The sequence below is a fragment of the Modicisalibacter luteus DSM 23508 genome (genome assembly GCF_000378505.1).
GTDB classification, from domain to species: domain Bacteria; phylum Pseudomonadota; class Gammaproteobacteria; order Pseudomonadales; family Halomonadaceae; genus Modicisalibacter; species Modicisalibacter luteus.
This window is the reverse complement of sequence record NZ_KB900007.1, coordinates 1-25,713: the sequence shown is the minus strand read 5'-3', so window position 1 is coordinate 25,713 and position 25,713 is coordinate 1. Positions and strand designations below refer to the sequence as shown.

Here is a 25,713-nt window from a genome sequence, read left to right as displayed (position 1 = left end):
GATGAAGCCTCGCTGGGAGAGAAATCAGACGAACCAGTGACGGGTGCGGTTGGCGAACCACACTAGCGACAGCATGACCGGTACTTCGACCAGCACACCGACCACGGTGGCCAGCGCTGCGCCGGAATGCAGACCGAACAATGAGATGGCCACTGCCACGGCGAGCTCGAAAAAGTTGGACGTCCCGATCATGCAGGCCGGCGCAGCAATGCTGTGAGGCAGACGAAGCCATTTGGCACCGGCATAGGCGATGGCAAAGATGCCATAGGTCTGGATCAGTAGCGGAATGGCAATCAGACCGATAGCGGTAGGACGGGCCAGTATCGTCTCGGCCTGGAATCCGAACAGGAGAATTACCGTGCCTACCAGGCCAAGAATGACCCATGGCTTGAGGTGGGCAGTAAAGGCCTCGACTCGGGATGCGCCTCCCAGACGGGTCAGGGTACGACGGGTCAGAAAACCGACGAGCAGTGGCAGCACGATATACAGCGCTACCGATAACAGCAGTGTTTGCCACGGTACGGCGATGTCCGTGGCACCGAGCAGGAAAGCGGCGATGGGGGCAAAGGCGAAGATCATGATCAGGTCGTTCACCGAGACCTGGACCAGGGTGTAGTTGGCGTCCCCCTTGGTGAGCTGGCTCCAGATGAAGACCATGGCCGTGCACGGTGCGACACCCAGCAGAATCATGCCGGCAATATATTCATTGGCCGACTGTGGGTCGACGAAAGGGGCAAACAGATGGTGGAAGAACAGCACGCCCAACCCGGCCATGGTGAAGGGCTTGATCAGCCAATTCACGGCCAGGGTTAGCAGCAGCCCCTTGGGACGTTTGCCAACGTCCCTGATCGACGCGAAATCGACCTGAATCATCATCGGGTAAATCATGATCCAGATAAGCACCGCCACCACCAGGTTGACGTGGGCAAACTCGATGCCGGCCAGTGCCTGGAACAGTCCCGGTAAGAGGCTGCCGAGTAGAACCCCGGCAATGATACCCAAGCCTACCCAAACGGAAAGAAAGCGTTCAAAGATTCCCATGGAGCCGATCTCTTGGTGATTTCATGCATGAAGGAGAAAGGTGAGGCGCTGATATGGCGATATATATGGAGATCCATATATGCTAATCGCGCTTTGTGAATTCCTCAAGGGAGGCTGGTTGCCGCCAATCGAAAGAAAGCGCTATGCCACGCCTAGTCCAGCAAGCGCCAGGCCAGCCAGCGGTGCGATGATCACCACGGCCCACAACGGTAGTCGGAGCACATGCAACAGGGCCCACAGGAACACGACGGTAGCCATGGAGGCAGGGCTGGTCACGGCGGATACGAACACCGGCGCGTACAGCGCGGCCAGGAGCAAACCGACGGTGGCTGCAACGACCCATGCCAGGGCACCCGCGAGTCGCGGGTTTTGCCGCAGGCGTGCCCAGATCGGCAGAACGGCCATGAGCAGCAGCCAGCCAGGCAGGAAAATGGCACTCAAGGCAACCAGGCCCGAGAGCAAAGAGCCTTGGAGGGCGCTGCCGAGGTATGCGGCAAACGAGAACATCGGTCCAGGAACGGCTTGTGCCAGGCTATAGCCGGCCAGGAAGGTATTCTCGCTCATGCCGTCGCGGATGAGGGGTTGGGCATCGAGGAGCGGCAGCACGACATGTCCGCCACCGAATACCAGGGCGCCGGCACGGTAGAAGGCATCGAAGACCGATAGCAACCCTCCGGTATCCAGCCAGGGCAGGATCAGCAGCAGTCCGGCAAACACAATCAGGAATAGGGAGCCGAAGCCGGATATGCCATGGGAAGAAGTACGCTGCGGCATTGGCTCGCTGGATCTCGATGTGCCGATCACGGCAGCCAAGGTGATGGCCGCGAGTTGCGATACCATGCCTGGCCACAGCCATATCGTCGCTGCCGTAAGTAGCGCCATGCCTTGACGGGGGCGATCGGGACACGCGCTGGTATATAGCTTGGCGACGGCATCCGCGACCACAGCGACAGCGAGCAGTTTCAGGCCATGAAGCGCCGCAGTGGTGGCGTCGTTCATCTCCGTGTGGGCTAGCCATAGGCCAGCGGTCAGCATCAGTAGCGCGGAGGGCAGGGTGAAGCCGAAAAACGCTGCGAGACTTCCAGTCACTCCTGCCTGTCGGTAGCCGATCGCCATGCCCAACTGGCTGCTGGCCGGGCCGGGGAGAAACTGGCAGAGCGCCATCAGTTCCGCATAGTCTCTGGCTTCGACCCAGCAAATCTCATCAACGAAGCGGCGATGAAAATAGCCCATGTGGGCTGCGGGGCCGCCAAAGCTCATGCAGCCAAGCTTGAGAAATTCGATAAAGATTCTAACGATGGGCATATGGCTCGCCGGTTGGCCTGGGGTTGAAAAAGTCGTGCCAAGATCGCATAGGTATATTGCAATCAGGTGCGCTGCGCCTGGTTGCAAATTCCTATTTGTCATTTAGGATGAATATCGCCTTAAGCAACAGGATCCTCTATATAAGCAAGACACGGCAGACCATGGCACCCTATGAACACTGCTGGTAAAGCGAAGTTCGCCAGTGCGCTTTTCCTAGCGTGCCGAATGCCGGACTGGATCTGAACCTGATCACAAACTTCTTGGAGGTGATTGGATGTCAGTACAGACCGCATCCCCGACCCGGGTTACCACAGCACCCGACCGACGTGACAGCTACCCCACCCGTCTAGCACGCCCCATGGACCTGCCATGGATCCATCGTCAGGAAGCGGTGGTCAAGGGCAAGCCCGAAGACGGGCCGCTCAGCCAGGAGAAGCTCGACGATTTCGAACGCAACGGCTTTCTGTTCGAGCCGAACTTCCTTTCGGCCGACGAAGTTGCTGAATTGCGCGACGAGCTCAAGATTCTTCTGGATAACGATACCTATCGCGGCAAGGACTTCAGCATCACCGAGCCCGACAGCCAAGAGATTCGTTCGCTGTTCGCCGTGCATTTTCTGTCGCAGCGGTTTGCCCGCTTGGCCAACGATGAGCGCCTGACCGGCCGTGTCCGCCAGATCCTCGGGGGTGAAACCTACGTTCACCAGTCTCGTATCAACTACAAGCCGGGCTTCCAGGGCAAGGGCTTCAACTGGCACTCGGACTTCGAAACCTGGCATGCCGAGGACGGTATGCCGGCCATGCACGCCGTGAGCGCCTCCATCGTGTTGACCGACAACCATCACTACAACGGTCCACTGATGCTGGTCCCCGGATCGCACAAGGTCTTCGTGCCTTGCCTGGGCGAAACGCCGGACGATCATCACAAGCAGTCCCTAAAGACTCAGGAGTTTGGCGTGCCCAGTCCCGAGGCGCTCGAACGCCTGATCGAAGCCAACGGCATCGAGGCGCCAACCGGTGCCGCTGGCGGGCTGCTGTTGTTCGACTGCAATACCCTGCATGGCTCCAATGCCAACATGTCTCCCGATCCGCGCAGCAACGTGTTCTTCGTCTATAACCGCGTGGACAACGTATGTGGCGAGCCCTTCGGCGCGCGCCGCCGGCGGCCAGCCTTCCTGGCCCATGCACCGGGGCAGGAGTGGAAACCCGAATAGCGAAGCAGTAATCGGCGCATGACCTGCTACGGCCCCAGGATGGGGCCGTAGACGTTTCTGGCCAAGGCGCTTCTGCATGGCAGGTCATGTATGGGGTAGACTCTTCTGACCCTACTGGCACAGTCGCTCAAGGAGACCCGAATGTCGTTCGTTCCGCGCTTTACCGATGGCCAGCTGATGGGCCAACCGCTGGGCAAGATCGTGTGTGTTGGTCGCAACTATGCCGAGCACGCCAAGGAGCTCAATAACCCGGTGCCCAGTGCGCCGATTCTGTTCATCAAGCCGGCAACCAGCGCCACGGTACTGGAGGAAACCATCGAGGCCCCATTTGCGCGGGGCGACGTTCATTTCGAAGCTGAACTGGCTCTATTGATCGGCGAGACGCTCAAAGACGTCACGCCGGAAGCAGCCGGGCGGGCCGTGGTCGGGCTCGGAGTGGCGATGGATCTGACCCTTCGCGACGTTCAGTCACGCCTCAAGGAAAAGGGGCATCCGTGGGAAATTGCCAAGGGCTTCGATGGTGCCTGCCCGCTGTCTTCATTTGCCGTGCTGCGCGACGCGCCCGACTGGCGCAATCTCCAGTTCAGCCTGGACATCGATGGTGAGCGCCGCCAGACCGGCAACAGTGGCGACATGCTGTTCGCCGTTCCCGAGCTGCTCGCCGAGATGAGTCAGCATTTCACGCTGGCGCCGGGCGATGTCGTATTGACGGGCACGCCGGCAGGAGTTGGCCCGCTGCCTCGCAACGCCGAACTGCATTTCACGTTGCAGGCTGGTAGCAGTCACGCTGGGCTGGATTTCGTGACCCATACCGGCGAATGACGCGGCCTTTTGCCATGTCGCAAACGTAAGCGCCGCCTGAGAGGGGCGGCGCTTTACATAGCGTGTCCGGGCTACGTCACTCCAGGTAAGTATACCCTTCAAGCCCGGCAGCCAAGTCGTCGAGGAACTCGGCATGCTCTTCACGACTCAGACCGCTGCCGTCGAGCTGGGCCTTGAGGCGCTCACGAAGCACATCGGCATCGAAGTTCACGTAGCGCAGTACGTCGCCAACGCTGTCGCCATGCTGAAGGTTGGTCAGGCGCCATTGCCCGTCTTCACCGAGCGCGGCATCCACCGAGTCGGTATCGCCGAACAGGTTATGCAGATCGCCTAGAATTTCCTGATACGCACCGACCAGGAACATGCCCAGCAGCTTGTCATCGTTGTCGTCCCACTCCGGCAGCGGCAGAGTCGTCTCCAGCCCCTGACCATCGACATAGTTGTCGATACGGCCGTCCGAGTCACAGGTGATGTCCTGGATTACGCCACGCCGGGTCGGGTCGCGGTCCAACCCGGTCAATGGCAGCACCGGGAAGACCTGCTTGATGCCCCATACGTCGGGAACCGACTGGAATAGCGAAAAGTTGACGAATAGCTTGTCGGCTAGTTTTTCGGCCAGCTCGTCGGCGATATCGCGGTGGGCACGGTTGCGGCTGTCAAGGCGTGAGCGTAGACGCTGGCAGGCGGCGAAGTAGACCGATTCACCTTCGGCACGGGCGTCCAGGTCGGCCAAGCCCATCACGAAGCGCTCCTGCAGCTCGCCGATCGCCTGGACCAGGTCATGGTAGGCCTCGACCTGGCCACGCGGCTCTTGCATGGTCTCGAGACGGTCGTAGACGCGCCACAGCTCGTCGACCTGTGGGTCGTCCTCGGCTCGCCGGCGCGTGGGGGCGGTCTCGCCGACATGCTCCTCGTCGATGACGTTGGTGATCAGTACCGCATGATGTGCGGTCAGAGCCCGGCCCGACTCGGAAATCAGGTGCGGATGCGGAAGGCCCTCAGCCTCGCAGGCCTGGCTGAAGGCCCACACCACATTGCTGGCATACTCGCGCATCGAATAGTTGATCGAACAGAAGCTGCGCGAGCGGGTGCCTTCATAATCCACGCCCAGGCCGCCCCCGACATCAACGGTATCGATCGGCGCGCCCATCTCGCGCAGGCCCTGATAGAAGCGTGCACACTCACGCAAGCCGCGCTGAATGTCACGGATGTTGGCGATCTGCGAGCCGAGGTGAAAGTGCACCAGCTGCAGGCTGTCGAGTGCATTTGCGCTGCGCAGCCGCTCGACCACGTCGATGACCTGCGTCGCGGTCAGGCCGAACTTGGATTTCTCGCCCCCCGAGTCCTGCCACTTGCCCTTGCCTACCGAGGCCAGGCGTGCACGCAGGCCAATGCGCGGCTTAACACCGAGACGCTGGGCCTCCTCGAGGATCAGGTTGAGCTCCGAAAACTTTTCCACCACCAGATAGACCCGGTGGCCGAGCTTTTCGCCCATCAGTGCCAGGCGAACGTATTCGCGATCCTTGTAGCCGTTGCAGACGATCAGTGACGAGCCATCGGCGGACAGGGCGAGCACGGCCAACAACTCGGGCTTGCTGCCAGCCTCCAGGCCGACACGGCCATGGCCGCGTTCTTGCGTAGCAAGGATTTCCTCGACTACGCGGCGCTGTTGATTGACCTTGATCGGATACACCGCGGTGTATCCGCCCTGGTAGGCCTCTTCCTGCATCGCGGCATCGAAGGCGGCACACAGCTGTTCGACACGATCATGCAAGATGTCGGTGAAGCGTACCAGCACCGGCAAGCGCAGGCCGGCTTCGCGAATCTGGTCGACTAGGGCATCGAGAGGAAGCAGTGGGCCCTCGATCTCGCTGCCCAGGGGGCGGACCATGGTGTGCCCCTGGTCGTCGACGTCGAAGTAACCACTGCCCCATTGGTCGATATTGTACGTGCGACGTGCCTTGGCGGCGGGTGAACTCATGGCGCTCTCTCCTGCGCAGTCTTCTGGGTCGAAAACGGGGCCGCATTATGCGGCCCGTGTCATTCCATGACTAGAGGGTACTGTCGTAGAGCCTAATGCATCGGGCGCCTGGGTAAAAATTCCCTAGGCCGGCAACGGCAGGGCGCCATCCGTGATGCGCCGATTGAGAATGGTTCGAAACTGCTCGGGGTTGTGCGGCGTCAACTCATGGGCCGGCGGATCGACGTAAACCACCAGTAGGCGTGAAAGCCAGTAGCGTAGCGCGGTCATGCGCAGCATCAGCGGCCAGCATTGGCGTTCGGCCTCGGTCAGTGGGCGCCGTGCCAGATAGGCGCGCAACAGCGCATCGTGGCGCTCGCGGTTGAGGCTGCCATCGGCATCGCTGGCCCAGTCGTTGATCACGATCGCCAGATCGAACAATAGATCCCCGGTGCAGCCGTTATAGAAATCGATGATGCCACCGAGACGGTCGCCGTCGAACAGCGTGTTATCACGGAACAGGTCACCGTGAATCGCCCCCTGGGGCAGCGTGTCGGCGTTCTCGAACGCTCCCTGGTAGGTGTCGATCTCATCACTCATCAGGGCCTGGTCGCTCGGCGAGAGATAGCTCAGCACCTGGTGATGGGTCGCCAGCAGCCAGTGCAGGTCGCGCGGGTTGGGACGGTGTCCCTCGAAGCGTTGCGAGACGAAGTGCATGTGACCCAGGGCATCGCCGAGCGCTTCGCACTGGGCCAGGCTAGGATGCTTGGGAAACTTGCCGGGCAGCCGCGGAAACAATAATGCCGGCTTGCCAGCCAGGCTCTGAAGCGCGACGCCCTGGCGATCGTGGACCGGCCCGGGCACCGGCAGGCGGTGCTCGGCGAGATAGTCGAGCAGGTCGACGAAGAACGGTAACTCGTCGTGTTCGCCCTGTTCGAATAGCGTCAGGACCAGCGGTGCCCGATCGGTAGTAACGAAGAAGGTGGTGTTCTCGGTGCCGCTGGCAACCCCTTCGAAAGAGGCCAGGTTGCCCACGTCGAAGCGCTCGAGGAAGCTGGACACTTGAGCGTCGTTCAGCGGAGTGAATACGGCCATGTTGTTCTCGCCCTGAGGTTCAAGCGCGCTATTGTAGCGGCTTGCGGCTTGGCCTTGCAGGGGCGTCGTCGATGCCGGCCCAGAAAAAGCCGGCATCGGCATGTCACCAGGAGATCAGCACCCAACTGGGGATGACGATACGCTCGTTGTCGCTGCGTCGGAAATCGCCGTCACCATCGTCGTCGACCAGGAAATAGGAGGGGCCGGCCTTGGGTTTGATCTCGATGGCGTAGAGCTGGCCGTTGACACGGTATTCACGCACGGTGCGATCTTCTTCCTGACGGACGGTGATGTCCGGTTCAACGGCGTTGTCCTGCTGTGCCAGGGCCAGCAGCGGGGTGCCCAGCAGGACGAGGCCGAGTAGCATGGCCTGGGCGGGACGGAATACATTCATGACCACCTCCGAGCGTCTCAAGCGACGTGATACCCGCAGTGTATGCGCAAATTCGGTGTGCTTGCACTCACTGCGACAATTGCGACTCGGCGATGGGGCGCTGTGCCAGGAACCAGCCGAGGACAATGAAAACGAGCATGCCGGCGAGGATGGCACGGAAATCGACACCGGCATCCACCAGCAGGCCGAGCAGGGCCGGCGCGATACCGGTGGAGAAGACCATGCAGGCACTAAGGGGGGCGCGTACCCGGCCGAGGTTCTCGCTACCCCAAAGATTGACCAGCAGTCCCGTGGCGATGATCTCCTGCATGCCCATTCCCAGGCCACCGCGGTTCATGCTGAACTCGCGCCCTGTCAGGGTATTGCCCAAATGGGTAAACAGGCCCTGGCCGCACAGACGTACCAATCCCAGGCCGAGCAGGGCGGTTGCTGCCCAGGGGGCCAGGGTCAGTAGCGCGATTCCGGTCAGCAGGCCAGCGAGCACCAGCATCGCGAAGCGGCGTGGGGCGATCCAGTCGATACTGGGACCGAAATGCAGCATCACGAAGCCGGCAATCAGCGTGACACTGGAATAGGCGATGCCGAACTCGCCGGCGCTGATCGCCAGGCGTTCGGCAATTGGCCTGGAACAGGCCGATGAAGTAGCTTTGGCCGAGGCTGCTGGATAGCATTGCAAGCAAGCCGATGCTCAGCAGGCCGCGATGCTGGCGCAGTAGTGAAAGATAGCTCATGCATATTCCTAGTTCCTAGCCAAGCGGCACGCGTTGCGTACCGCGTAGTTCATGATCGGCCGGTCAGGATAAGCGCGGCCATTCCCGGGATTCGGGACGACGCAGGAGAGTGGCCAGAGTCCCTTGGGCAAGGAGCCAACTGCCGACCAGCAGAACTAGCATGCCACCGAGCAGGCTTGAGAAGTCGATGCCCAGATCGAGCAGAATGCCGAACACGGCAGGTGACAACCCGGTGGCGAACACGATGCTGGCGCTCATGGCGGACCGGGCCCGCCCCAAATGCTCGCTGCCCCATAGGCTGACCATCAGGCTGTTGGCGACGGGCTCCTGCATGCCAACCACCAGGCCGCCGCCCAGCATCAGCGCCCAGATGGCGATGTCGCCACCCAAGGTCAGCGCAATGACCAAGGCCAGGGCAAAGGGCAACTGGTACCAACGCCCCAGGCGCTGCTCGCCGAGTTGATCGACCCAACGTCCTCCCATCAATGCTCCGGGCATGCGGGCCAGCCCCTTGCCAGCCAAGGCCATGGCGTACGTCGCCGCCGCGGCACCCAGGTCCTCGGTCATCTGCGCCTGGTAGAGGAAGATGCCGGTCATGGTCACAGGCAGCAGCAGCAACAACGGCAATAGCCGCCAGAAGCGCACATCACGCAACGGTCGCACCGTCGGCGTCTTGGCCTCGCCGGCTGGCACCTGAGGCGGCGATGGCCAGTCGACTCGAGACGCCAGGATAAGCCAGGCGAAGATCAGGACCAGGGCAAACAGCCACCAGGCTTCCCGCCAGCCCAGCCATACCAGCAACAGAGCTACCGCTGGTGTCAGCACGATCTCGCCCAACGGCATCCCCAGGCTAGCCACGCCAACCGCCCGGCCGCGCTGCGCACCGAACTCGCGGCCGGCCAGCGTAAAGCCCAGATGCACCAGCAGACCCTGACCGCACAATCTGACCAGCCCCAGCCCCAATACAGCGGCGATAAGCCATGGCGAAAGGGTCATAAGCAGCACGCCGGCGAACAGGCCGGTCAGTACCGCCAGCGCAAAACGGCGTGGCGACATCCAGTCGAGGCTGGGGCCCAGGTGCAGGACAAGGAACCCGGCTATCAATGAGACCAACGAGTACAGCGTACCGAACGTACCGGCACTGATTTCCAGATGTTGCGTAAGCGGACGCTGGAACAGGCCGATGAAGAAACTCTGGCCCATGTTGCCCGAAAACACGGCGAGAAAGGCAATGCCCAGCAAGCCGCAGCGATCCCTGAGCAGGCGGCGATAGCTCATCCGTTCCTCCCTGACGGTATGACTCCAGTCTAGCGACTTGCCCGGCGACAGCGACTGACGCTCAACGTCACCTTGCGTATCATGGGGGCATCGTCTGTCTTTCGTTTCCCAGGGATGCCTTATCCATGGCCGCTACCCCCATCGTTCTCGTCGACGGTTCATCCTACCTCTATCGAGCCTTTCATGCCCTACCGCCGCTGACCACCTCCAAGGGCAAGCCCACCGGGGCGGTCAAGGGCGTGCTCAACATGCTCAAGAGCCTGATCAGGCAATATCCGGACAGTCCCATGGCGGTGGTCTTCGATGCCAAGGGCAAGACCTTCCGTGACGAAATCTTCGAGCAGTACAAGGCGCACCGGCCGCCGATGCCCGACGATCTGCGCGAGCAGGTCGAGCCGCTACACGCCTGCGTACGTGCGCTGGGCCTGCCGCTGCTGTGCGTGGAAGGGGTCGAGGCCGATGACGTCATCGGTACGCTGGCGCGCCATGCCACCGAGGCAGGCCGCGACGCGGTGATCTCCACAGGAGATAAGGATATGGCTCAGCTGGTCAATGGCCATATCACCTTGGTCAATACCATGAAGAACGAAACGCTCGATATCGAGGGCGTCACCGCCAAGTTCGGCTTGCCGCCGGAGCTGATCATCGACTTCCTGGCCCTGATGGGCGATAAAGTCGACAATATTCCTGGTGTGCCCGGGGTCGGCGAGAAGACTGCGCTTGGCTTGTTACAAGGGATTGGCGGATTGGATGCGATCTATGCCGATCTCGACAAGGTCACTACGCTGAGCATTCGGGGCGCCAAGTCGTTGCCCAAGAAGCTCGAGGAAAACCGCGAACAGGCCTACCTGTCGTATCGGCTGGCCACCATCAAGACCGATTGCGACCTACCTGTGGGCCTCGACGACCTGGATATCGCCCATCCCGATCGCGAGGCCCTGCTTGAACTCTACCGCGAGCTCGAGTTCAAGGCCTGGCTATCCGAGTTGCTGGCTGGCCAGGATAAAGGCGTCGATGATGTCGCGGATGGCGCGTCGGCCGGTGCGTCGAAGCATGGATCGCCATCGGCAGGCGAAAACGCCGTGGAAGAGCCGGTCACGCTGGCCAAGCCAGATCGCAATGATCACACCCTACTGACCCAGGATGAATTTGACGCTTGGCTGGCGCGCCTCGAGGAAGCCGAGGTGTTCTGCTTCGATCTCGAGACCAACAGCCTCAACTATATGGAAGCCGAGATCGTCGGAGTCGGCCTGGCCCTGGAGCCCGGCGAGGCAGCCTATATCCCGTTGGCCCACGATTACTTGGATGCGCCTGCACAGCTCGAGCGTGACGCCGTGCTCGCCGCGCTCAAACCGTTGCTCGAAGATCCTGCCAAGGGCAAGATCGGCCAGAACCTCAAGTACGACATCTCGGTGCTGGCGCGCTACGATATCCGTGTCGCGGGGGCGCTGACCGACACCATGCTCGAGTCCTACGTGCTCAATTCCACGGCGACGCGTCACGACATGGACTCTCTGGCGCTCAAGTATCTCGGCGAGAAAACCATCTCGTTCGAGGAGGTCGCCGGCAAGGGCGCCAAGCAGCTCACCTTCAATCAGATCGCCCTCGAGCAGGCCGTGCCCTACGCCTGCGAAGACGTCGACGTCACTCTGCGCCTGCATCGCGAGTTACGGCCGCGCATCGAGGCGGAAGGGCGCCTGAGCGAGGTGCTGGATACCATCGAAAGGCCGATGATTCCGGTGCTCTCGCGCATGGAGCGTACAGGTGTGGCACTCGATGCCGAGCGTTTGCACCGCCAGAGCCAGGAGCTCGAGACGCGCATCCGCGAGTTGGAGAAGGACGCCTTCGACATCGCCGGGCGCGAGTTCAACCTCGGCTCGCCCAAACAGCTCTGCGATATCCTCTTCGAGGAACAGAAGGTCCCGGTGATCAAGAAAACACCCAAGGGTGCGCCATCCACCGCCGAGGCGGTGCTCGAGGAGCTGGCGCTGGACTATCCGCTGCCCAAGGTGATCATGTCCCATCGTGGGCTGACCAAGCTCAAATCGACTTACACAGATAAGCTGCCGCAACTGATCAACAAGGCCACGGGGCGAATCCACACCAGTTACCACCAGGCGGTGACCGCAACCGGTCGGCTGTCATCCAGCGATCCCAACCTGCAGAATATTCCTATCCGTACCGAGGAAGGGCGCAAGATTCGTCAAGCGTTCATCGCCCGGCCGGGCTACCGGATCGTCGCTGCCGACTACTCCCAGATCGAGCTGCGCATCATGGCGCACCTATCCGAGGACAAGGGGCTTCTGGAGGCCTTTGCCGAGGAGCGAGACATTCACACCGCTACCGCCGCTGAGGTGTTCGGCGTGGCGCTTGAGAACGTGCTGCCCGACCAGCGGCGCAGTGCCAAGGCCATCAACTTCGGGTTGATCTACGGCATGAGCGCCTGGGGACTGAGTAAGCAACTCAGGGTCGAGCGCAACCAGGCACAGACCTATATCGATCGCTACTTCGACCGTTACCCCGGTGTGGCGCGCTTCATGAACGATATCCGATCACAAGCTGCCGAAGATGGTTTCGTCGAAACCGTGTTCGGGCGGCGGTTGTACCTCCCCGAGATCAATTCCCGTCAGCATGCCCGGCGTCAGGCCGCCGAGCGTACGGCGATCAACGCACCGATGCAGGGCACGGCCGCCGATATCATCAAGCGTGCGATGATCGATGTAGACAACTGGCTGAACCCGCGCGAGGGCGATGCCGAGTTCGATGCCTGGATGGTCATGCAGGTGCACGACGAGCTGGTCTTCGAGGTTCGCGAGTCGCAAGTCGAGGACTTTATCGGGGCGGTCAAGCAGCGCATGCAGAACGCAGCCGAGCTGCGTGTACCGCTGATCGTCGAGGCGCAGGCGGGGGAGAACTGGGACGAGGCGCACTAAAAGCGTATTGAGGACGTAAAACGGCCCGCGGCATTGCCGCGGGCCGTTGTGCATCCCGGTGCAGTTGGGCTCAGCGCCAGCCGACGCGGTCGAAGATACGGATCGCCTCGGGGTTGTTCTCGCCGAGTGCGCTGACGTTGAGGTCATCCGTCTTGAAGTCGCCCAGGGAATCCAGTACCGGATCCTTGGCCGCGCCCTTGACCACCGGATATTCGTGGTTGCCCTCGACAAACAATGCCTGGGCCTCATCGGAGGCGAGGAACTCGAGGAAGCGGGTGGCGTTCTCGTGATGCGGTGCATTGCGGACCGCGCCGGCGCCACCGATGTTGACGTGGGCGCCACGGCCGTCCTGGTTGGGGAACAGAACCTGGACCTTCTCGGCTGCCGCACGCTCCTCCGGATCGTCTGATTCGAGCAGGCGCGCATAATAGTAGTGGTTGGCCACGGCGATGTTGCACTCGCCGCTGGCCACGCCGAGGATCTGGTCGGTGTCGCCGCCTTCCGGGTCGCGGGCCATGTTGTCGACCACACCTTGTGCCCACGCCTCGGCTTCTTCCTTGCCATGATGAGCGATCAACGAGGCCAGCAACGACTGGTTGTAGATGTTGTTCGACGAGCGGATGCAGATCTCGCCCTTGAAGCGCGGATCGGCCAGATCCTCGTAGGATTTGAGGTTGGCCGGATCGATGTCGTTGGGATCGTAGAAGATCGCTCGTACCCGCTGGCTGAAGCCGAACCACTTGTTCTCGGGATGACGCATGGCAGCGGGTACACGCTCGTCGAGTACCGGGGACTCGATGCTTTGGAAGACTCCTTCCTGTTCGGCTCGCCACAGGCGCCCGGCATCGACGGTCATCATCACGTCGGCGGGGCTGGCTGCTCCCTCGCGCTTGATACGCTCGATAAGTTGATCGGAGCTGCCTTCCAGTACGTTAACCTCGATGCCGGTCTTTTCTGTAAAGGCGTCATAAAGTGCCTGGTCGGAGTCGTAGTGGCGGGCCGAATAGATGTTGACTTCCTCGGCGCTGGCAGTGCCGATACCGGCGAAGCCGGCGGCGAGCATCGCTAGCGGCGCGGCGAGGCGACGTGCGGGCATGGAGATTCCTCGAAGCTGTATTTTAATGAGAATACGTTGCATTATTTGCTGTATTCAAGCCTGTTGGCCGACCGACGTCAATTCCCGTGCGGGGCAATCCAACCACAGAGACCGTGCCATCGACCATGACTACCAACTTTTCGCCGACCGATGCTGTCCGAGGTGCCCAGGCGCGCCACGGCAGTCTGCTGACCCTGAGCCATGTCAGTCACACCTACGATGATCACCTGGCCGTCGATGACGTCAGCCTGACGGTGGGCGCAGGTGAGGTAGTGTGTCTGCTGGGGCCGTCCGGATGCGGCAAAACGACGTTGCTGCGCATTGCTGCTGGGCTCGAGGTTCTGCAGCACGGCGAGTTGAGGCTGCGCGGTGAGCCGCTCAGCGTGCCTGGCGATCGGCACGTGCCGCCTGAAAAACGCAGCGTGGGGCTGGCATTTCAGGAGTCGGCGCTATTTCCGCACTTGCGGGTACTGGAAAACGTCGGCTTCGGCCTGGAGTCGTTGCCCGCTGCCGAGCGTCGCGAGCGTGCCCTGGCTCTACTCGAGCAGCTGGGCATGGCGGCACATGCCCGGGCCTATCCACATCAGCTGTCCGGTGGTCAGCAGCAGCGAGTGGCGCTGGCCCGGGCGTTGGCACCGTCACCGGACCTGATGCTGCTCGACGAGCCGTTTTCCAGCCTCGATGCCCGGTTGCGCGAACAGATCCGCGACGACACCCTGCAGGTACTCAAGCGCGTAGGTGCCGGCACCCTGCTGGTAACCCACGATCCCGAGGAGGCGATGTTCATGGCCGATCGCATCGCTCTGATGCGCGACGGGCGCATCGTGCAGATGGGGACGCCCCGCGAGCTTTACTGCGAGCCCTGCCACCCATTCGTGGTGTCGTTCTTCGGGGCGGTCAACGAGTGGCGCGGTACGGTACAGGGCGGCCGGGTAGCAACCCCGGTGGGGCCGGTCGCCACGCCAGGGCTTGCCGAGGGCACACGGGCACGGGTGATGATCCGTCCCGAGGCGCTACGCGTCACCCCTGTCGAAGTGCCGGACGACGAACGTCGTGAGATGCCGGCACAGCGTAGCCAAGTGATCATGTCCAAGCTGCTGGGACGCAGCAGCCTGTTGCGGTTGCATGCGCAGGGCGCGGATGGCAGCGAGGCCAACCTGCAGGCCCAGGTGCCGGGCGTCTTCCTGCCCGAGCCGGGCCAGTCGGTCGCTCTCGAGCTCGACCCGTCACAGACGTTTGTATTCCCCCTCGGCGCCGGGGCGTGAGCGGCGGATTGCCCGGCTGAGCAGGATCACCGGGATCACCCCGACCAGCACAATGGTCAGCGAGGAAGCAGCGGCCTCGGCCAGCCTTTCGTCGGCAGCCAGGTTGTGGGCGCGCACCGCCAGGGTGTCGAAGTTAAAGGGGCGCAGTATCACCGTCGCCGGCAGCTCCTTCATCACATCGACGAACACCAGCAGAGCGGCGGCCAGCAGGCTGCCGCGCATCAACGGGGTATGCACCCGGCGCAGAGTGCCGCCGGCACTCTGGCCAAGGGTGCGTGCGGCGGCATCCATGCTCGGAGTCACCTTGGACAGGCTGGCCTCCACGGTATTGAACGACACCGCTAGAAAGCGCACCACGTAGGCATAGACGAGGATGAAGGCCGAGCCGCTCAGCAGCAGTCCGGGCCGGGTGCCGAACCATGTATCCAGCCAAGCGTTGAGTTGCAGGTCCAGCCAGGTGAAGGGGATCAGGATGCCCACTGCCACCACCGAGCCGGGTACGGCATAGCCCATGGCGGCGATACGGGTGGCCAGGCGCGGTACTCGCCCAGGATGCAGGCGCACACCGTAGCTCAGAGCGACGGCCAGGCAGACCGCGACGCCTGCGGCCAGCGTCGCCAACGTCAGGCTATTGCCGACGAATTCGAGAAAGCGCGCGCCGAGTACGCTGTCTCCTTGCTCGTATGCCATGTCGGCGAGGATCGCGCCGGGAATCACAAAACCTACCAGTACCGGCAGGCTGCAGGCTGCCATGGCGGCCCAGGCGCGTGCACCGTGCAGGCGGAACTCGGGCAACTGGCGATAGCGTCCGGTGGTATGAAAGTACCGGCGCTTGCCGCGCGAGGCGCGCTCCAGCAGTACCGCCAGCATCACGAACAATAGCAGGCAGGCGGCCAGTTGCGCTGCCGCCACCTGCTCGCCCATGCCGAACCAGGTGCGGTAGATGCCGGTGGTGAAGGTATCCACCCCGAAGTACTGGACCGCACCGAACTCGTTGAGGGTTTCCATCAGTACCAGCGAAACGCCGCCGACGATGGCCGGGCGGGCCAACGGCACGGCAATGGTGGGAAACAGCCGCCAGGGGCCGCGCCCCAGGGTTCGGCCCACGTCCAGCACGCACACCGACTGCTCGAGGAAGGACGCTCGGGCGAGCAGGTAAACGTAGGGATAGAGCACCAGGGTGATCAGTACCACTGCGCCGCCCAGCGAGCGGATATCGGGAAAGGCGTAGTCGTCGTACTCCCAGCCGAACAGGGCGCGCAGTTCGCTCTGCAGCGGCCCCGAATATTGCAGGAAATCCGTGTAGGCATAAGCGATTACGTAGGTGGGCATGGCGAGAGGCAGCAGCAGGGCCCACTCGAACAGCCGACGGCCCGGGAAGCGGCACATCGCCACCAGCCAGGCCGTCCCGGTACCGATGACTGCCGTGCCCAGGCCTACGCCAAGGGCGAGCACCAACGTATTGACGAGATAGCGTCCGAGCACCGTGTCGGCCAGGTGAGCCCAGACCTCGCGGCTCGGCATCAGAACATGGGCCAATACCACGAGTACCGGCACGGCCACCGCCAGGGCAATGGCGAGGGTAAGGAGCGTCCAGGGGGCGAGGCGCCGCCGGTTGCGCGGAACGGCCGACCGGATCGTGGCGGAGAGGGGCACGCGAGACTCCTTCGCTAGAGATGATGTCTGGCCAGGGCGGGAAGCCCGTCCGCGGCGGATCATAGCAATTTGTCTGGCTTCTCGCAGTGTCGAAGGGATGTCTTGGGCGACGACACGCCTCGCTATACCAAAGCCTCGCTGCAAGCCGTCCCAAGGGACAGGCCTAGCGCTGCCCGGTCATCAGTCGACAGTAAACGCCATGGTCGCCTGCACGGCCTGACGCCAGCCCTTGTAGAGCCGCTCGCGAACGTCTTCTGGCATCGTTGGCTCGAAGCGTCGGTCGGTGGCCCACTGGCGTGCAATATCTTCGCAGTTTTCCCAGAACCCGGTAGCCAAGCCGGCCAGGTAGGCTGCCCCCAGTGCTGTGGTCTCAGTCTCACGCGGTCGGCACACCGGCACACCGAGGATGTCGCTCTGGAACTGCATCACGAAATCGTTGGCCACGGCGCCACCGTCGGCGCGCAGCTCCTTCAGCTGCAGGCCGGCATCGGCTTCCATGGCGGCGAGCACGTCTCGGGTCTGATAGGCCATCGATTCCAGCGCCGCTCGGATGAACTGCTCCTTGGAGGTGCCGCGCGACAGACCGAACACGGCACCGCGTACGTCGCTGCGCCAGTAGGGAGCCCCCAGGCCCACGAAGGCCGGCACCATGTAGACTTCCTCGTTGTGCCCGGCGCGCTCGGCATAAGCCTGCGAGTCGCTGGCCTTGCCGAGCATGCGCAGGCCGTCGCGCAACCACTGCACCACCGAGCCTGACACGAAGATGCTGCCTTCCAGCGCGTACTCCACCCTGCCATTGCGACTGCAGGCGATGGTGGTGATCAGGCCGTTTTGCGACTGGACGGCCTTGTCGCCGGTGTTCATCAGCATGAAGCATCCGGTGCCATAAGTGTTCTTGACCATGCCCGGCTCAAAGCAGGCCTGACCGAACAGGGCCGCCTGCTGATCGCCTGCCACCCCGGCAATGGGTACCTCGCTGCCGAAGAAATGCTGGGGTAACGTGTAGCCGTAGATCTCGCTGGACGAGCGTACCTCGGGCAGCATGGCACGAGGCACGTCGAGCATGGCCAGCAGTTCGTCATCCCAGTGCAGCTTGTGGATGTCGTACAACATGGTCCGCGAGGCGTTGGTGTAGTCGGTGACATGCGCCTTGCCGCCGGTCAGATTCCAGATCAGCCAGGTGTCGATGGTGCCGAACAGCAGTTCACCGCGGCTGGCGCGTTCGCGGGCCCCCTCGACATGATCGAGTATCCATTTGACTTTGGTGCCGGCGAAGTAGGGATCGATCAGCAGGCCGGTCTTCTCGCGAACCAGCGACTCGAAGCCTTCGCTGCTGAGCTGATCGCAAATGTCCTTGGTCTGGCGCGATTGCCAGACGATGGCATTATGGATCGGCTGTCCGGTCTGGCGATCCCAGACCACTGCCGTCTCGCGCTGGTTGGTAATGCCGATGCCGGCGATCTCCGCCACATCGATCTGGGAGTTCTTGATGACCTCGGTGGCGGTCACCAGCACGCTGGTTAGGATGGCGCGGGGGTTGTGCTCGACCCAGCCCGGTTGGGGAAAAATCTGTTCGAATTCGCGCTGTGCCGAGTCGATGGTGTGGCCTTCCCGGTCGAACAGGATGGCGCGTGAGCTGGTCGTGCCTTGATCGATGGCCAGGATGTATTTCTTGTTCATAAAGCTCCTTGGTCTTCGTCGGTCACGATCCGGCACGGGGCGGCGGTCGTTGCCTGCCGTTTAACGACGCGGGTGGCAGGCGCCGCTCCTGGGCCGGAATGTCTTGATCGGCCAACGAAAGGTAGAATGCCATGTCCGCTACCCGGAAGGGGGCGTAGCGCGTCGCGGAATGACTTTTTCGTTATCGAACATTTGCAAGGTATTCGCCCCACTCGTCTATTACAATCGAATTGGGTACCGCTGGCCTTAGACCATGGTCCAACGCCTCGGGGCCTATCGCGAGGTGAGGCCTGTTTTTCATCCTGATCGATCGCCAGGACACAACAATGCCCCAGCATCATCGCCACAGCGCCATTCTCGAACTGATCAAGCATCAGGGATACGCCTCCATCGAGCAGTTGACGAAGCATTTCGATGTGACGCCACAGACCATCCGTCGCGATCTCAATCAGCTCGCCGAGGACAATCTGATCCGCCGGGTTCACGGTGGGGCAGGACTGGTCGATTCAAGCACCGTCAATGCCTCCTACAGCACGCGCAAGACGCTCAACCTCGAGGCCAAGCAGCGTATTGCCCGCTGTGTAGCCGAACATATCCCCGACCACAGCTCCTTGTTCATCAATATCGGAACGACAACCGAACTGGCCGCCGAGGCACTGCTCGAGCATCGCGGGCTGGAAGTGATCACCAACAACCTCAACGTAGCCGCCATCCTTCAGCGCAAGGAGGATTTCAACATCATCGTCGCTGGCGGTGTGGTGCGTTCTCGGGACGGCGGAATCATCGGTGAGGCCACCATCGACTTCATCCGCCAGTTCAAGGTCGACTTCGGCATCATCGGCATCAGTGGCATTGATGAGGATGGTTCGCTGCTCGAGTTCGACTACCAGGAAGTGCGGGTCGCCCAGGCAATCATAGAGAATTCACGCCAGGTTCTGCTCGCGGCCGATCATTCCAAGTTCTCGCGCAATGCCGTAGTGCGCCAGGGCAACCTCAGCCAGGTCAATGCGCTGTTCACCGACCGTCAGCCACCGCAACCGATCCGGGAGCTGATGCGCGCCCACGATGTAGAGTTGTATGTCGTCGACGAATGAGTCGGTGCGCCTGCGTGCAAGCAAAATTTTCGCTTGATGTTCGTTTGCGTGTTGTTTATGTTCGATACAGAACATTTATGGCGCATCAGAGCGTAATGCAGCGGTAAGCGAAAGGCTTGCCTGCGAGCCGCTGCATTTCCCTGACTCGCGACTTCAGCGGAGCGGCTCATGCATTCCCAGCGTCCAGACATCCTTGACCTTTTCGTGATTGGTGGCGGCATCAATGGCACCGGTATCGCCAACGACGCTGCGGGACGCGGTCTGCGCGTAGGACTTTGCGAACAGGGAGACCTTGCTGGCGCCACTTCGTCGGCTTCCAGCAAGCTGATCCATGGCGGTTTGCGCTATCTGGAATACTACGAGTTTCGCCTGGTGCGAGAGGCGTTGCGTGAGCGTGAGGTACTGCTGAAGAAGGCGCCACATATCGTCTGGCCGCTGCGCTTCATCCTGCCGCATCGGCCTCACCTGCGGCCGGCCTGGATGCTACGCGCCGGGCTGTTCCTTTACGATCACCTGAGTCGGCGCAACGACCTGCCAGGAGCAAGGTCACTGCGTTTCGATGCTGACAGTCCGCTGAAGCCGGATATTCGCCAAGGCTTCGAGTATTCCGACTGCTGGGTCGACGACGCGCGTCTGGTTGTACTCAACGCCATGCAGGCTCGCGAGGCCGGGGCGGAGATCCTGGTGCGCACTCGCTGTGTCGACGCGGTGGAGGAGAATGGCATCTGGACGATCACGCTCATGGCTCTTCATGGCAGAACGACCTTCACACGCCGTGCACGAACGCTGGTCAACGCGGCAGGGCCCTGGGTCGAGTCCTTCATTCGTGGGCATACACGACGCTCGTCGCGCTATGTCATAAACATGATCAAGGGTAGCCACATCATTACCCGTCGCATCAATACCGATGAGCGAGCCTATATCCTGCAGAATCGCGACAACCGCATCGTCTTCGTGTTGCCCTATCAGCGGGACTACAGCCTGATCGGCACCACGGACATCGGTTATCAGGGCGATCCGGCCGACATCGCCATCAGCAATGCGGAGATCGACTATCTGCTCGACGTGATCAATGAACATTTTCGCGATACCGTCACCCGTGAAGATATCGTAGCGAGCTATGCTGGCGTGCGTCCGCTGTGCGATGACGAGTCCGACAATCCCTCCGCCATGACCCGCGACTACACATTGAGCCTGGACCGGGGCAAGGACAGCCGAGGCGCGCCTATGCTGTCGGTATTCGGCGGCAAGATCACTACCTACCGCAAGCTCGCCGAAACGGCGTTGGCGCAATTGGCGCCACATTTGCCTGCCATGGGACGTCCCTGGACCAGCGAGGTGCACCTGCCGGGTGGTGACATCCCGGGCCGGCTGGCGTATGCCGACGAGTTGGAGCAGCGCTACCCCTTTCTTGGGCGCGCGCGTGCCGAACGCTTCGCTTCCAGCTACGGGCGCCTGTGCGAGCGCTTCCTGGCGGACAAGCAATCGGCCGACGAGCTAGGTGAGGATTTTGGCGCGGGACTGAGCCGCGCAGAAGTCGATTATCTGATCGACCACGAGTGGGCCTGCGAATCACGGGATATCCTATGGCGACGCACCAAGCTGGACCTGCAGCTGACCGATGTCCAGAAGCGGCACTTGGATGATTACCTGCAATGTCGTCAGCGGACTTCGTCAGCATTTTCCGCCGAGGCCGAGCCGGTCGCTGTGCGCAAGTAGCCTGCGTATCGACTCGAGACATGCAATCGGTCAATGGCCCCGATAGTTTGCTTGGCACTGCGGTCAGCCTCGAAGATCACTATGATGAGATGAATACTACTTTCCATCATGGTAACTACCCGGAGGAATGCCGTGTCGCAAGCCCCCCAGAACGCCAAGCCGATGCCGGACGAAGAAACCATTGAGCTTGCCACCAAGCTGTTCAATTGCGCCCGGATCGGTGATACCGAGACCTTCCGAGAGTGGTTACCCCAGGGGCTCCCACCCAACCTTTGCAATCAGAAAGGCGACAGTCTGGTCATGTTGGCCAGCTATCATGGCCACATGGAAACTACGCGCGTGCTGCTTGAGTACGGCGCCGACCCGGAAATGCGCAACGATCATGGCCAGAATCCCCTCGCGGGTGCCGCCTATAAAGGCAACCTGCCGATGGTCAAGCTATTGCTGGAACATGGCGCCGAAGTCGATGGCTGTTCGCCGGACGGCAAGACGGCGCTGATGTTCGCTGCCATGTTCAATCATGTCGATATCGTCGATTTCCTGCTTGCCCATGGGGCCAATCCGCAGGCCACCGAAAGCCGTGGCATGACCGCTCGCGACCTTGCCCTGGCCATGGGCGCCGAGGATACCGCCGCCCGCCTGGCTGGGTGATCAGCCCGTCGGGCGGGAGGCTGTCGACTGTCGAAGCGGCTCGTTGGACTGCGCCAACCCGCCATCCAGATACTTGCCGTCGAATTCTGCAACACAGGCGAGGGCATGGACATCGGGTATTTCCACCCATCGCCGATGCCGGAACACCAATCCTTGTTCGCGAAACACGGCGAAGGTGCGGGAGATATGGACCGTGGAGATGCCCAGCAAGTCGGCCAACAACTGCTGGGACAAGGGCAGTTCGATACGGTTCTCGTTGTAGGAGCCGATTCGCTGCATTCGCTGCTGAGTCTCATAGAGGAAATGCGCCAGCTTTTGCTGGGCGTTGCGGCGGGCCATGTTGATCAGCCGTTCGGTGATCAGGGCCTGATGCTGACCGGCGATGGTGAAAAACAGCGAGGTCAGCGTCGAGGACTCCTCGAACACCTGTTGCAGGTGTTTGTGCGGAAAGTAGCAGATCTCGCCTCTGGTGAGCATGACTACCGTGTTCAGACGATGATGGCAGGCGTACTCCCCGAGCCCGATCACGTCGCCTGGAATATGAATATCGAGAATCTGACGCGTGCCGTCTTCCATGTAGCGGCAGGAATATGCCCAGCCTTGCGAGAGAACGCCAAAGCGGCCGGCGGGGTCGCCGGTTTCCCATAGTGTGGTTCCGGCATCCACTTCGATCGGGTTGTTCTCGAGTGTCTTGAGTAAGTGCTTGTCCTTGTCGGACAACGGGGCAAAATGGCTGAGCTGGCGTATAAAACAGCTATCCGAAGGGCTCACATCCTGGCTCCTGTGTCGTTTGACGGGCTAGCAAGCTGCACTTCACTACTGAATCCTTCAGAATAATTATCGTGACATATCCAGCCTCGGATTGCTTCTTCACGTTGTCACGCCCTCTTTCCCACTTCGCCCAAGGTCGCCTTGCTGTGCCTATCGTTCCCCGCAATGCTGGGGCGACACGCTTCTTGCAGGAAACGTCACCATGGGTAACGCACTGTTTTCCTCAGAGCCGGCACAGGCAATGGCCTCGCCGCTGCTATTGCACGGCCTCGATGCCATGGGTGAGTGGCTGGTGGTGGTCGACAAAGAGGCGCGTATTGTCTATCTCAACGCGCCTTACGCCGCTTTCCTCGAGGTGGATCCGCTGACCGTCATCGGGCGCCCGGTTGCCGAAATCATCGAGAATACGCGCATGCCCGAAGTGCTGGCTTCGGGCAAGGCCGAGCTGGCACGGCTCCAGAAGGTTCGCGGACATCACATGATTGCCCACCGTTACCCGATCCGGGTGGACGGCAAGGTGGTGGGGGCCGTCGGCACGGTGATCTATCACGACACCTGGGAATGGCGGCAGATGAATACGCAGGTCAAGGCGCTCGAGGCCGAGGTGGACTACTACCGCCAAGCGCTGGACTCGCGTGCCGGCACCCGCTGGCAGCTGGCTGATGTCGTCGGCGAGAGCGAGGCAATCCTCACCCTCAACGACAAGGTCCGCAAGATCGCGCCGGGCGATGCCTCGGTACTGATCCGGGGCGAGTCGGGCACCGGCAAGGAACTCTACGCCCATGCCCTGCACCGGCTATCGGAACGGGCCAAGGGACCGTTTATCAAGCTCAACTGTGCGGCGATTCCTGAGCATTTGCTCGAGGCCGAGCTGTTCGGCTACGAGGAAGGGGCCTTCACCGGGGCGCGCAAGGGCGGCAAGCCGGGCAAATTCCAACTCGCTCATGGTGGCACGCTATTCCTCGACGAGATCGGCGACATGCCGTTAGCGATGCAGGTCAAACTGCTGCGAGTGCTGCAGGACCGTGAGGTCGAGGCGGTCGGCGCCACGCGGCTAGTGACAGTGGATGTGCGGGTCATTGCCGCGACCCATCGCCCTTTGGAAAGCCTGGTCGAACGCGGTGAGTTCCGTGAGGATCTCTTCTACCGCATCAATGTCGTGCCATTGACGATTCCTCCCCTGCGCGAGCGTCGCGAGGACATCCCCGGTCTGGCCCGCCACCTGCTGGCCCGCCTCGCCGAACGGCGCGGGCGACGCTGCCCAGCGCTCAGCGAGGAAGCATTAGCTTGTCTATGTCGCTATCACTGGCCGGGCAACGTGCGCGAACTCGAAAACGTGCTCGAGGCAGCATTCTATCTGGGCGGTACCCGTCTCGACGTCGGCGATCTGCCCGAGACACTTCGTTGCGAGCCGGTAGTTTCCTCGGCGCTGGGGGAGTCGCTCAAGGCAACTCTGGCGCGTGCCGAACGCGATGCCCTGAAGCATGCACTGGCCGAGAGTGCCGGTAATCGTACCCGGGCCGCTCGGCGCCTGGGTATTGCCAAGTCTTCATTCTACGAGAAGCTGGCGCGCCATGGCCTCGATAATGTTACTTCGGCCGAGGGTGTCCGGTAAGCCGGACGACGACCGGATTTCCGGACAGTTCCGTAAGGGGCTGCTGGGCCGCTTCGATCTCCGGCGTACGGATTTCCGGACGCTTACTGTACCGCTGCGCAAACCTTGACCTCGGCCTGTCCGCTTTTCCGTCGACATGGTGCGATAAAAGGCTGATATGGCGGTTTTTTCTTTAGTTTGGCGGTGTCCTTGCTTGTGGCAGGTCAGCCCTTCGGGCCGGACAAGAACAACAGCAAGGAGACAGTCATGCCAAGCAATCCAAGCCATACCTTCGCTCGCTCACTGGTCGCCGTCGGGATCGGCGCGGCAGTGACCGCGTCGCTGAGCGCTCCGGCGCTGGCCGAAGGTCCCAAGCGTCTCGATGTGGCGAGTACCTTCTCGACCCAAAACTTTCTGGGCGAAGGTGCCGTGCATCTGTCCGAGGAACTCGAGAAGGCCACCGGTGGTGAAGTCTCGCTGCGTGTCCATGAGCCGGGTGATCTGGTGCCCGCCTTCGAGGTTTTCAATTCGGTGTCGTCGGGGGCCATCCAGGCCGGTTGGGACTGGATCGGTTACTGGGCCGGCACGGTACCCATCACCAACCTCTACGGCGCGTTGCCGTTCGGCCCCACGCCGGAAGCATTCATGTCGTGGATGTGGGCTGACGAGGGCACCGAGCTGCTGCAGAAAGCCTACGATCCCTATGGAGTGAAGGTGTTGCCGTGCTTCATCTCTCCACAGGAAACCGGTGGCTGGTACAACAAGGAGATCAACAAGCCCGAGGACTTCCAGGGGCTGTCGATGCGTATTTCCGGTCTCGGGGCCAAGGTACTCAACAAGCTGGGAGCATCGACGCAGTTGGTACCGGGCGGTGAGATCTACCTGGCGCTGGAGCGTGGCCGTGTCGATGCCACCGAATTCTCGGTTCCTCAGGTCGATGCCGCCATGGGCTTCGACGAGGTCGCCGAATACTACTACTTCCCAGGATGGCACCAGAGCGCGAGCTGGTTCTCGCTGCTGATCAACCAGCAGGTCTGGGACCAGTACAGCGACGAACGCAAGGCGCAGTTCGAGACCGCCTGCCGCTCCACCCTGCAGTGGGCCATGGCCGAGGCGCCCCCGGAGCAGGTGCGGACCATTCATGAGCTCGAGGAAAAGGGCGTCAAGGTACGTCGCTTCCCCGACGAGGTCATCAGTGCGCTGCAGGACGCCTGGGTCGAGGTGCGTCAGGAAGAGATGCAGAACAACCCGGCGTTCAAGGAAGCCTACGAGTCACTGATGAAGCACGTTCAGCTCATCGACGAGTGGTATGAGCTGCAAGCGCTGCCAGCACCCAAGGCGATCCAGGGTGAGAGCCAGCCCACGCCAGTCAAGGGTGAAGGAGACGCCTGATGCCCTACGCCCGCCTTGCGCCC

20 protein-coding genes are annotated in these 25,713 nt (G+C 61.8%); 9 read left to right on the top strand and 11 right to left on the bottom strand.

Annotated elements, in window-relative coordinates:
• Nucleotides 1-24: 24 nt before the first annotated feature.
• Nucleotides 25-1,041, bottom strand: coding sequence for an ACR3 family arsenite efflux transporter (gene arsB, locus F568_RS0119810; RefSeq protein WP_019020513.1), 1,017 nt, complete (start codon nucleotides 1,039-1,041; stop codon nucleotides 25-27).
• A gap of 141 nt (nucleotides 1,042-1,182) precedes the next feature.
• On the bottom strand, nucleotides 1,183-2,346 hold the full coding sequence (gene chrA, locus F568_RS0119805) for a chromate efflux transporter (protein ID WP_019020512.1): 1,164 nt from the start codon (nucleotides 2,344-2,346) through the stop codon (nucleotides 1,183-1,185).
• Nucleotides 2,347-2,620: 274 nt separating this feature from the next.
• Between chrA and thpD the strand changes: the two genes are divergently transcribed.
• Nucleotides 2,621-3,559: an ectoine hydroxylase gene (gene thpD, locus F568_RS0119800; protein ID WP_026300671.1), complete on the top strand. Its 939-nt coding sequence runs from the start codon at nucleotides 2,621-2,623 to the stop codon at nucleotides 3,557-3,559.
• A 141-nt stretch (nucleotides 3,560-3,700) separates the two neighbouring features.
• Nucleotides 3,701-4,381, top strand: coding sequence for a fumarylacetoacetate hydrolase family protein (locus tag F568_RS23415; RefSeq protein WP_019020510.1), 681 nt, complete (start codon nucleotides 3,701-3,703; stop codon nucleotides 4,379-4,381).
• A 76-nt stretch (nucleotides 4,382-4,457) separates the two neighbouring features.
• Here F568_RS23415 and speA read toward each other — a convergent pair whose 3' ends face one another.
• From speA to F568_RS23410, 5 genes are all read right to left on the bottom strand, one after another.
• Entirely contained in the window at nucleotides 4,458-6,362 is a 1,905-nt protein-coding gene (gene speA, locus F568_RS0119790) for a biosynthetic arginine decarboxylase (RefSeq protein ID WP_019020509.1), read from the bottom strand.
• A 123-nt stretch (nucleotides 6,363-6,485) separates the two neighbouring features.
• Nucleotides 6,486-7,436: a homoserine kinase gene (locus tag F568_RS0119785; RefSeq protein ID WP_026300670.1), complete on the bottom strand. Its 951-nt coding sequence runs from the start codon at nucleotides 7,434-7,436 to the stop codon at nucleotides 6,486-6,488.
• Nucleotides 7,437-7,539: 103 nt separating this feature from the next.
• Nucleotides 7,540-7,830: a DUF2782 domain-containing protein gene (locus F568_RS0119780; RefSeq protein WP_019020507.1), complete on the bottom strand. Its 291-nt coding sequence runs from the start codon at nucleotides 7,828-7,830 to the stop codon at nucleotides 7,540-7,542.
• A gap of 67 nt (nucleotides 7,831-7,897) precedes the next feature.
• Nucleotides 7,898-8,506: a hypothetical protein gene (locus tag F568_RS0119775; protein WP_019020506.1), complete on the bottom strand. Its 609-nt coding sequence runs from the start codon at nucleotides 8,504-8,506 to the stop codon at nucleotides 7,898-7,900.
• A 118-nt stretch (nucleotides 8,507-8,624) separates the two neighbouring features.
• Nucleotides 8,625-9,839 carry an MFS transporter gene (locus F568_RS23410; protein ID WP_019020505.1) on the bottom strand — a complete coding sequence of 405 codons (1,215 nt, stop codon included), beginning with the start codon at nucleotides 9,837-9,839 and terminating at the stop codon, nucleotides 8,625-8,627.
• 125 nt (nucleotides 9,840-9,964) lie between these two features.
• Here F568_RS23410 and polA point away from each other — a divergent pair, with 125 nt between their 5' ends.
• Nucleotides 9,965-12,772 carry a DNA polymerase I gene (gene polA, locus F568_RS0119765; protein ID WP_019020504.1) on the top strand — a complete coding sequence of 936 codons (2,808 nt, stop codon included), beginning with the start codon at nucleotides 9,965-9,967 and terminating at the stop codon, nucleotides 12,770-12,772.
• Nucleotides 12,773-12,842: 70 nt separating this feature from the next.
• On the opposite strand, the gene F568_RS0119760 is transcribed toward polA, so the two are convergent.
• Nucleotides 12,843-13,868 (bottom strand): Fe(3+) ABC transporter substrate-binding protein, encoded by a 1,026-nt coding sequence (locus F568_RS0119760; protein WP_019020503.1) that lies wholly within the window; start codon nucleotides 13,866-13,868, stop codon nucleotides 12,843-12,845.
• Between the two features lie 125 nt (nucleotides 13,869-13,993).
• On the opposite strand from F568_RS0119760, the gene F568_RS0119755 reads away from it, so the two are divergent.
• Entirely contained in the window at nucleotides 13,994-15,133 is a 1,140-nt protein-coding gene (locus F568_RS0119755) for an ABC transporter ATP-binding protein (RefSeq protein ID WP_019020502.1), read from the top strand.
• Here F568_RS0119755 and F568_RS0119750 read toward each other — a convergent pair.
• Complete coding sequence (locus F568_RS0119750; RefSeq protein WP_083933074.1) at nucleotides 15,095-16,852, bottom strand: ABC transporter permease; 1,758 nt, start codon at nucleotides 16,850-16,852, stop codon at nucleotides 15,095-15,097. The two genes, F568_RS0119755 and F568_RS0119750, sit on opposite strands and share 39 nt — an antisense overlap.
• A gap of 117 nt (nucleotides 16,853-16,969) precedes the next feature.
• The gene (gene glpK / locus F568_RS0119745; RefSeq protein ID WP_019020500.1) at nucleotides 16,970-18,469 is read right to left on the bottom strand and encodes a glycerol kinase GlpK; all 1,500 of its coding nucleotides are present in this window, start codon (nucleotides 18,467-18,469) and stop codon (nucleotides 16,970-16,972) included.
• A gap of 326 nt (nucleotides 18,470-18,795) precedes the next feature.
• Here glpK and F568_RS0119740 point away from each other — a divergent pair, with 326 nt between their 5' ends.
• From F568_RS0119740 to F568_RS0119730, 3 genes are all read left to right on the top strand, one after another.
• Nucleotides 18,796-19,563, top strand: coding sequence for a DeoR/GlpR family transcriptional regulator (locus tag F568_RS0119740; protein WP_019020499.1), 768 nt, complete (start codon nucleotides 18,796-18,798; stop codon nucleotides 19,561-19,563).
• A 168-nt stretch (nucleotides 19,564-19,731) separates the two neighbouring features.
• Entirely contained in the window at nucleotides 19,732-21,282 is a 1,551-nt protein-coding gene (glpD, locus tag F568_RS0119735; protein ID WP_019020498.1) for a glycerol-3-phosphate dehydrogenase, read from the top strand.
• Between the two features lie 132 nt (nucleotides 21,283-21,414).
• Nucleotides 21,415-21,933 carry an ankyrin repeat domain-containing protein gene (locus F568_RS0119730; RefSeq protein ID WP_019020497.1) on the top strand — a complete coding sequence of 173 codons (519 nt, stop codon included), beginning with the start codon at nucleotides 21,415-21,417 and terminating at the stop codon, nucleotides 21,931-21,933.
• On the opposite strand, the gene F568_RS0119725 is transcribed toward F568_RS0119730, so the two are convergent.
• The gene (locus F568_RS0119725; protein WP_019020496.1) at nucleotides 21,934-22,704 is read right to left on the bottom strand and encodes a Crp/Fnr family transcriptional regulator; all 771 of its coding nucleotides are present in this window, start codon (nucleotides 22,702-22,704) and stop codon (nucleotides 21,934-21,936) included. It lies immediately after the preceding gene.
• Nucleotides 22,705-22,906: 202 nt separating this feature from the next.
• Between F568_RS0119725 and F568_RS0119720 the strand changes: the two genes are divergently transcribed.
• Both F568_RS0119720 and F568_RS0119715 read left to right on the top strand, forming a co-directional pair.
• Nucleotides 22,907-24,319, top strand: a complete 1,413-nt coding sequence (locus tag F568_RS0119720) for a sigma-54 interaction domain-containing protein (RefSeq protein ID WP_019020495.1) — start codon at nucleotides 22,907-22,909, stop codon at nucleotides 24,317-24,319.
• A gap of 246 nt (nucleotides 24,320-24,565) precedes the next feature.
• Entirely contained in the window at nucleotides 24,566-25,690 is a 1,125-nt protein-coding gene (locus tag F568_RS0119715; RefSeq protein WP_019020494.1) for a TRAP transporter substrate-binding protein, read from the top strand.
• Nucleotides 25,691-25,713 lie beyond the last annotated feature (23 nt).

Bases quoted from the DNA above. Each gene is read 5' to 3' on its own strand.
- F568_RS0119785 (WP_026300670.1), bottom strand. From the start codon at position 7,436: ATGGCCGTATTCACTCCGCTGAACGACGCTCAAGTGTCCAGCTTCCTC.
- chrA (WP_019020512.1), bottom strand. From the start codon at position 2,346: ATGCCCATCGTTAGAATCTTTATCGAATTTCTCAAGCTTGGCTGCATG.
- F568_RS0119715 (WP_019020494.1), top strand. From the start codon at position 24,566: ATGCCAAGCAATCCAAGCCATACCTTCGCTCGCTCACTGGTCGCCGTC.
- F568_RS0119755 (WP_019020502.1), top strand. From the start codon at position 13,994: ATGACTACCAACTTTTCGCCGACCGATGCTGTCCGAGGTGCCCAGGCG.
- speA (WP_019020509.1), bottom strand. From the start codon at position 6,362: ATGAGTTCACCCGCCGCCAAGGCACGTCGCACGTACAATATCGACCAA.
- glpD (WP_019020498.1), top strand. From the start codon at position 19,732: ATGCATTCCCAGCGTCCAGACATCCTTGACCTTTTCGTGATTGGTGGC.
- F568_RS0119780 (WP_019020507.1), bottom strand. From the start codon at position 7,830: ATGAATGTATTCCGTCCCGCCCAGGCCATGCTACTCGGCCTCGTCCTG.
- F568_RS0119750 (WP_083933074.1), bottom strand. From the start codon at position 16,852: ATGATCCGCCGCGGACGGGCTTCCCGCCCTGGCCAGACATCATCTCTA.
- arsB (WP_019020513.1), bottom strand. From the start codon at position 1,041: ATGGGAATCTTTGAACGCTTTCTTTCCGTTTGGGTAGGCTTGGGTATC.
- F568_RS0119760 (WP_019020503.1), bottom strand. From the start codon at position 13,868: ATGCCCGCACGTCGCCTCGCCGCGCCGCTAGCGATGCTCGCCGCCGGC.
- thpD (WP_026300671.1), top strand. From the start codon at position 2,621: ATGTCAGTACAGACCGCATCCCCGACCCGGGTTACCACAGCACCCGAC.
- F568_RS0119740 (WP_019020499.1), top strand. From the start codon at position 18,796: ATGCCCCAGCATCATCGCCACAGCGCCATTCTCGAACTGATCAAGCAT.
- F568_RS23415 (WP_019020510.1), top strand. From the start codon at position 3,701: ATGTCGTTCGTTCCGCGCTTTACCGATGGCCAGCTGATGGGCCAACCG.
- polA (WP_019020504.1), top strand. From the start codon at position 9,965: ATGGCCGCTACCCCCATCGTTCTCGTCGACGGTTCATCCTACCTCTAT.
- glpK (WP_019020500.1), bottom strand. From the start codon at position 18,469: ATGAACAAGAAATACATCCTGGCCATCGATCAAGGCACGACCAGCTCA.
- F568_RS0119720 (WP_019020495.1), top strand. From the start codon at position 22,907: ATGGGTAACGCACTGTTTTCCTCAGAGCCGGCACAGGCAATGGCCTCG.
- F568_RS23410 (WP_019020505.1), bottom strand. From the start codon at position 9,839: ATGAGCTATCGCCGCCTGCTCAGGGATCGCTGCGGCTTGCTGGGCATT.